Source organism: Geoalkalibacter sp., assembly GCF_030604225.1.
GTDB lineage: Bacteria > Desulfobacterota > Desulfuromonadia > Desulfuromonadales > Geoalkalibacteraceae > Geoalkalibacter.
In genome coordinates, this window is record NZ_JAUVWH010000155.1 from 1 (window position 1) to 6,454 (window position 6,454).

General features: G+C 62.7%; 8 protein-coding genes. 3 read left to right on the forward strand and 5 right to left on the reverse strand.

What is annotated here, in order from left to right; all coding sequences use genetic code 11:
• Positions 1-197: 197 nt before the first annotated feature.
• Complete coding sequence (locus QAT43_RS13540; protein WP_305043615.1) at positions 198-2,354, reverse strand: 3'-5' exonuclease; 2,157 nt, start codon at positions 2,352-2,354, stop codon at positions 198-200.
• Between the two features lie 110 nt (positions 2,355-2,464).
• On the opposite strand from QAT43_RS13540, the gene QAT43_RS13545 reads away from it, so the two are divergent.
• Entirely contained in the window at positions 2,465-3,502 is a 1,038-nt protein-coding gene (locus tag QAT43_RS13545; protein WP_305043616.1) for a GMP reductase, read from the forward strand.
• Positions 3,503-3,680: 178 nt separating this feature from the next.
• Here the strand turns inward: QAT43_RS13545 and QAT43_RS13550 are convergent, their stop codons facing one another.
• The 4 genes from QAT43_RS13550 to QAT43_RS13565 form a co-directional block, all read right to left on the reverse strand.
• Positions 3,681-3,893 carry a hypothetical protein gene (locus QAT43_RS13550; protein ID WP_305043617.1) on the reverse strand — a complete coding sequence of 71 codons (213 nt, stop codon included), beginning with the start codon at positions 3,891-3,893 and terminating at the stop codon, positions 3,681-3,683.
• A 331-nt stretch (positions 3,894-4,224) separates the two neighbouring features.
• Positions 4,225-4,359 (reverse strand): hypothetical protein, encoded by a 135-nt coding sequence (locus QAT43_RS13555; RefSeq protein WP_305043618.1) that lies wholly within the window; start codon positions 4,357-4,359, stop codon positions 4,225-4,227.
• Positions 4,360-4,511: 152 nt separating this feature from the next.
• Complete coding sequence (locus QAT43_RS13560; protein WP_305043619.1) at positions 4,512-4,742, reverse strand: hypothetical protein; 231 nt, start codon at positions 4,740-4,742, stop codon at positions 4,512-4,514.
• A gap of 51 nt (positions 4,743-4,793) precedes the next feature.
• Entirely contained in the window at positions 4,794-5,009 is a 216-nt protein-coding gene (locus QAT43_RS13565; RefSeq protein ID WP_305043620.1) for a hypothetical protein, read from the reverse strand.
• Between the two features lie 443 nt (positions 5,010-5,452).
• Between QAT43_RS13565 and QAT43_RS13570 the strand changes: the two genes are divergently transcribed.
• Together QAT43_RS13570 and QAT43_RS13575 are read left to right on the forward strand one after the other, a co-directional pair.
• Positions 5,453-5,719, forward strand: a complete 267-nt coding sequence (locus QAT43_RS13570; protein WP_305043621.1) for a hypothetical protein — start codon at positions 5,453-5,455, stop codon at positions 5,717-5,719.
• Between the two features lie 166 nt (positions 5,720-5,885).
• The coding region (locus QAT43_RS13575) for a DUF6448 family protein (protein ID WP_305043622.1) at positions 5,886-6,454 on the forward strand (569 nt) is incomplete at its 3' end.

The following is a 6,454-nucleotide window of genomic DNA, read 5'->3' on the forward strand; positions in this document are numbered from 1 at the left end:
CGGCCCTGTCCCAAGTGACGCACCCGGTCAACCGCGATCGCTTGGCGACCCTGCTCTCCTACGACGGCCGCACGATTTTTCGCGCCTACAGCGCCAATCCCTTCGCCGTGCTTAGCGAAACGCGCCTCTAGCAGAAGAAAATCCCCCTCAATCCCCCTTTTTTCAAAGGGGGGGGAGGTTAAGGACAAAGGACAGCCTCAAAAACTGAGCTTGGCATAGGGTGACTTGATGCAGGCCTCGAAGGCGTCCTCCAGGGTGTGGATGCCGCGCGCTTCGAGCAGGGGGATGAGCTTGAGCAGCACTTCGGCGGTGACCAGGGCATCGCCCAGGGCGGTGTGGCGGCCGACGATGGTGAGATTGAGCAGGCGCGCGACCTGGTCGAGGGAATGGCTCTCCTGATGGGCGTGGATCACGGAGCTGAGCAGCAGGGTGTCGAGCACCGGGTTGGCGAAGCGCACCCCGCTCTGGCGCTCCTTGAGCTGGAGAAAGCGCATGTCGAAGGCCGCGTTGTGCGCCACCAGCACCGCGCCCTCGGCGAAGCGGTGAAAAAGGGGCAGGATCTGCTCGATGGTGGGCTGGCCGTGGAGCAACTTGGGGTCGATGCCGTGGATTTTCACCGAATCGGGCGGCACCGGGCGGCGTGGGTCGATGAGCTGATCGATGGTTTCGCCCGCGAGGATGCGTCCGTTGACTACCCGCACCGCGCCGATCTGGATGATTTCGTCGCCTTCGGCGGGCCGCAGGCCGGTGGTTTCGGTATCGAACACCACATAGGTCAGCTTGCGCAGGGGTTGGCGTCCCAGATCCTGCGGGCCGCGCTGCCGGAACAGGTCGAATTCATAATAGACCGGGCGGGAGCGTGGCGTGGACGCCGACATCCGACTGCCGGCCCGAGGGTCCGCGGGCAGGTCGATGCGCACCTCATGGCAGGCCTGCGCGGCCGTCGCCTCGATCTCCAGTTCGCCGCCGTGGCGCCGCACCACGTCGCTGAAGCTCAGCAGCTTGCCCTGGGCGTCGGTCACCAGGGGCGAGCGGACCCAGTCGCGGATGAAGCCGTGGTCGAGGCAGGCTTCGGGCCAGCCGATGGTCATGAGCGCCCGGCCGGCGCCCCGATCCGCGATGTGGATGCCAAACGCGCCCAGGTTATTGTGGCTGCGCAGCAGACCCGCCAGGTGCGACACCGCCTGGACCAGGGAATAGCTGTCGAGCCGCAGCCAGAGCCCGCGCGGCGCATCCCCTCGCACGGCGATGCCGAAGCGTTCGCCGATGTTTTTCCGCAGGATGTCGAGAAGGTTCTCCGCCAGCACATATTCCACCTTGCTCAGGTCGTGCAGGTGGCGGGCGTAGTTCTCCCGCGCCTCGGCCAGCTGCTGTTGCAGTTCGCGCGAGGCGCGGTCGATGGTGACGCGGTTTTCCTTCAACTGCTCGGGATGGAGTTGCGGGTCGCCGAGGATGGTGGTGATCGCGCGGCGGATTTCGCCCAGGGCCAGCTGCACATTGTCGGTCAGGGCCTGAATGAGCATGTCGCGGCGCGTATCCGCGGCGATCTGGCCGGAGATGTCCTCCAGGGTCAGGACGAACCCTGAAATTTCGCGACCCTCCGAACGGCCGGCGAGCACCGGCGCCATGTTGACGCGCAGGCAGCGTCCCGTTTCCAGCGTCATCATGAAGGCCGAGCTCGACAGCACTTGTCCCTGATCCAGGGCGCCCTGCAACAGTTCCAGGGCGTGGACGATGGGGTCGCGGTTGAGCACGCCGAAGACCGAGCGCCCCAGGCCCACCAGCCCGCCCACCGCCTCACCGTCCTGCTCCCGCGTCCTCGGGCCCTGCAACAGCTTGTGCGCCTGATCGTTGTAGAGCAGGATCTGCCCATCGCGGTTGCACACCAGCACCCCCGCCGGCAGTTCCGACATGAGCGCGGCCAGGCGGCGGCGCTCTTCGTCGAGGTCGGCCCGCGCGGCGCTGATCTTCTCCTCGACCTCGGTCTTGAGCTGGGCGAAGGCCTCGGCCGAGGCGTTGATCACCTCGGTCAGATACACCAGCTCGCGGGCTCCCCGCGGCGCGATGCGGTGCTCCGGGTTGGCCTTGGTGATGAGCTGGGTTTCCTCGGCCAGTTGCAGAATGGGAATGATGTAGTACTTGAACAGCAAGCTCACCAGCGCGCCGATGGCGCCCACCAGGACAAAGGCGCCGAGCACCGGAAAGGGCAGGATCTTGCCGGCGATGTCGTGCACGAAGTCGCGCTCGAAGTCCGAGAGGTTGAACCAGGAACCGATGACGCTGGCCATGATCACCCCGAAGATCAGGTTGACGATGGCCAGAAGAAAGATCCAGTATTTGAGGGCAGGTTTCATGGGCCTCGATTCAGGGAAAAGGCACATCGGATATTTTCTATCATAGACGCTGAAATCCACCGCGTCCACGGCCCGCGCCAAATCACCCGATCTCGCCAAGGAGTTCCGCCATGCGCATTGAAGCCGATCTCAAGCTGGGGTTCAAGGACGTGCTCATCCGCCCCAAGCGCTCGACCCTCAAAAGCCGCGCCCAGGTCGCCCTGGAGCGCACCTTCACCTTCATGCACAGCGGGCGCCAGTGGACCGGCGTGCCGGTCATCGCCGCCAACATGGACACCGTCGGCACCTTCGAGGCCGCCGCCGTGCTGGCCCGCCACGGCATGCTCACCGCCATCCACAAGCATTACAGCCTCAGGGCCTGGGACGCCTTTCTCGCCAGGCACGACGACGGGATTTTCGAGCGCATCATGGTCAGCACCGGCACCGCCGACGAGGACTACGCGCGCATGGGCGAAATCCTCAAGCTGGCGCCGGGCTTGCAATTCATCTGCATCGACGTGGCCAACGGCTATGCCGAGGCCTTTGTCGAGTTCGTGCAGAAGGTGCGCGACACCTGGCCCGACAAGACCATCGTCGCCGGCAACGTGGTGACCGGCGAAATGGTCGAGGAACTGCTGCTCTCGGGCGCCGATATCGTCAAGGTCGGCATCGGCCCCGGCTCGGTGTGCACCACGCGCGTCAAGACCGGCGTCGGCTACCCGCAGCTCTCGGCGGTGATCGAATGCGCCGACGCCGCCCACGGCCTGGGCGGGCGCATCATCTCCGACGGCGGCTGCGCCTGCGCCGGCGATGTGGCCAAGGCCTTCGGCGGCGGGGCGGATTTCGTCATGCTCGGCGGCATGTTCGCCGGCCACGACGAAAGCGGCGGCGAGTTGGTGGAGCGCGGCGGACAGACCTTCAAGCTGTTCTACGGCATGAGCTCGTCCACCGCCATGGAGAAATACGCCGGCGGCGTGGCCGAATACCGCTCCTCGGAAGGCAAGACCGTCGAGGTGCCCTATCGCGGCCCCTTGGGCGAAACGGTCAAGGACATTCTCGGCGGCCTGCGCTCGGCCTGCACCTACGTCGGCGCCGGCGCCCTCAAGGAACTGACCAAGCGCACCACCTTCATCCGCGTGGCCGAGCAGGAAAGCAAGATCTACGGGTGATTTCGGCGGGAGCGGGTGGGCCGTCACGGGCCTCCCGCCCCTTGCGCCAAGGTGGATTTCACCCTCACCCCAGCCCTCTCCCATCAAGGGAGAGGGGGCGCAATGTCACGACTACAAAAAAAAGCGAAGGACTCGGAGAGGTCCTTCGCCAAAAGGGGGTTCAGGGTTTGAAGGGCTGTTAGTTGATCTGCTGATGACCGACGGCGAAGCTGCGGGCGATGCCGATCAGCACCAGCGCCGCCGGAACCAGCTGGGCCACGACGATGAGTCCGAAGAAGCCGATGAAGGCCCACACCAGGATGCCGCTGTGTTCCTGCGGCCCGACGGCGGCGAAAGCGGGAGAAGCGATACTGAGCAGCATGGCGATGGCGGCGAATAAGGTGGCTTTCATGGCGGTCCTCCTTTGTGCGGGTTATCGGTTCGTGGGGGAAATCCCCTGCGCCTTGTGTTTGATTTTATATAAGAGCATCAGGCGTGCCAGGTTTGGGAAAAAATACAAAAATTGTTTAAATTGTTGATATTAAACAGAAAAAAGTTTCGTCTTCGGCCTGGCTTCTTTACGCCCGCGCGGGAGGAAAATATTATTTTCATACATCCGCGGGCCGCCGGTTGCGCCAAAAAAACCCGAATTTTATGTGTAAACGATTGAAAATATTGGAAAAAGTCTGGTTTTTCGCGATGTATGCGCAAAGTATACGGTGGATGAAGAAAGCATATGCGTCTTAGGGGCGGGATTGGTCCGTGGCGCGGCGCGCTTGCCGGCGACGGCGCAGGGCGGCGCGCAGGCCGAAAAACAGCCCCACGCCGAGCAGTCCCCAGATGCAGAGGTTGAGAGTGATTTCGGTGGCGGTGAGCATCTTCGTCTCCTTGACAGGCCGAGAGTTGCGCCCATTCTCGCCGAAGGGACGCGCGCCGGCCTTGATGCACGTCAAGGGAACAAGAAAAATCCCCAGCCTCCGATCGGAAGCTGGGGATTTTTGATTGTTATGCGCCGCTATGGCGTCGAGGTTTAGTGCTTGGCGCGTTGCTCGGCGACCTGCGCGCTGCCCTGGGTGATACCCTTGACGGCCCCAAGCATGACCAGCAGGGCGGGTACCAGTTGCGCGACCACGATCAGGCCGCAGAAGCCGAGAAACGTCCACACGACGAGGCCACTGTGATCCGTGCGGGTCCCCGCGGCGAGAGCAGGGGAGGCAAGGCTGAGCAGAAGGGCGAGAGTGGTAAACAGTTTGGCTTTCATGGCGGACCTCCTTTTATGGGGTGGCTTTTTCAAGCAAGACCTTGTCTTGGTTCAGCGAAGCTGTTTCACCGTCGGGCTGAACAGACCCTTGAGGGCCGAACCCAGCATGAGCAGGCCGGGCAGCAGCTGGGTCACCAGAATCAGGCCGAAGAAGGCGAAGAACATCCAGGTCATCAGTCCCGAGGAAGAGGCTTCGCCTGCCGGGGCGGCCAGGGCCTGGCCGGCAAGGGACAACAGGGCAGCGGTCATCAAACTCATCTTTTTCATGGCATCCTCCTGTCGCGGGGGTTTTCAGTGTTCTTGACTTGGTAATAGAGCATCAGGCGTGCCAGGTTTTTTCCTTTCGCGCCGAATCCGCGTAAGATGCTGAAAAATAACAGGATAAAAAGGTTCTTTGGCGAGCCTGCGCGGATCAGGGGACATTGCCGCCCAACAGCGAATTTATACACCCCCAGGACTCAAGGTCGGCGGGCGGCAAGTGCTGAGTGGGAATAAGTTGTTGAAAATAGATGGGAAAAATGTATACATCGGGATGTATCGGCAAAATATACAGGGAATAGGAAAAAGGTCCAGGGTCGGCTGGATCGCGAAGAGTCGCGGCGGCATCCATGCCGCAGTCCCGACTGGCATCCGGGCCTGATCGGCCTATAATAGTTGCAAGCCGCGAAAAGGGATTCGCCACCCTGTCGTCAATCCGGAGGTTGGGTCGCATGGAATGGGTCATCGTCTTGCTGCTGCTGGGAATGCTTCCCGCTTATGTCGCCATGGCCAAGGGGCGCAACTTCCTGCTCTGGTGGTTCTACGGCACGGTGCTCTTCGTCTTTGCCATGTTCCACGCCATCGCCCTCAAGCCGGCGGAAAAAAACCTGCTCTACTACGGGCGACGCTACTGCCCTCACTGCCACAAGATCGTCGATTACGACGCCAGGGAATGCGAGTTCTGCAACGGCGAGCTGACGCCCCTGAAGCGCGACTGAGCCGGTTTTTTTTGCCCCGCGCGAAAAAAAAATTCCTATCCTGTCACAAATCCCCTCACCCCTGCGTTTCATCCAGCAAAGAGAACGCCTGCCGCAAGTCGCGGCGCGCGGGAACCCTTGAATGCGGAGGGCGATTTCCCTCCCCCAATCCAAAAGGAGCTGGATCGTGAGCGTAGCGAAAATGACGGGAAGACAATTGGCGGTGGTTGTGGCGTGCGTGCTGGCCCTGGTGATGCCGCGGATGGCCTTTGCCCACTGCGACGCCCTGGACGGGCCGGTGATCAACGAGGCACGTCTGGCCCTGGACCAGGGCGAGGTCGGGCCGCTGCTTAAATGGGTCAGCGCCGAGCACGAGGACGAGGTACGCGCCGCCTTCGCCCACACCCTCAAGGTACGCGGCCTGGGCGATGAAGCCAAGGTGCTGGCCGACCGCTATTTCTTCGAGACCCTGGTGCGGGTGCATCGCGCCGGTGAAGGCGCGCCCTACACGGGCCTCAAGCCCGCCGGCGTCATCCCCGCGCCTATCGTGAAAGCCGATCAGGCCCTGGAAAACGGCTCGGTGGACGTTCTGGCCGATACCATTTCCGCCCACGTTGGCAAGGCCATGCGCGAGCGCTTCGTCCATGCCCTCGAACTGCGCGAGAAAGCCGACGAGAGCGTGGACGCCGGCCGCGACTACGTCGAGGCCTATGTGCAGTACGTGCACTTCGTCGAAGGCATCGTCGCCGTGGTGCA